Source organism: Bacillus sp. VA13 (genome assembly GCF_055710085.1).
Window position 1 is genome coordinate 1 of the sequence record NZ_JBVQPP010000019.1, and the last position, 469, is coordinate 469.

At 68.4% G+C, this 469-nt stretch carries 1 protein-coding gene; it reads right to left on the minus strand.

Annotated features, from left to right (window positions below; genetic code table 11):
• Positions 1-469, minus strand: a 469-nt coding sequence (locus tag AC0C66_RS21530) for a DEAD/DEAH box helicase family protein (protein WP_472973707.1), incomplete at both ends; no start/stop codon positions are given.

A 469-nucleotide genomic window follows, 5' to 3' on the forward strand; every position in this document is an offset into this window, starting at 1 on the left:
AGCCGGTCGTCGCCGCGCAGGACGCCCTTGAGCTTCTTCATGCCGTCACCGCCAGTGGAGCTATGCGCCTCGTCGACGATGACGGCGAACCGCTTGCCGGCCACCTCACTCGTCTCCCCCTCGGCGGCGGCCTTCTTCGCGAGTTCGACGACGACGGGGAACTTCTGCAGCGTCGTGATGATGAAGCGCGCGGCGTTGCCTTCGAGCGCGTCCTTGCGCTGCGCCGAGTTCTTGTCGATGCGCACGATCGTGCCGGGCGTGTGTTCGAGCCCGGCGACGGTCTCCTGCAGCTGACGGTCGAGCACCGTGCGGTCGGTGATGACGACGACCTTGTCGAAGATCGGCGTGTCGTCCTCGCCGTGCAGGCGCGAGAGCGAGTGTGCCGTCCACGCGATGGTGTTCGACTTGCCCGAGCCCGCCGAGTGCTGGATGAGCCGGTCGACGCCCGCACCGTCGCGGCGGGTGGCGT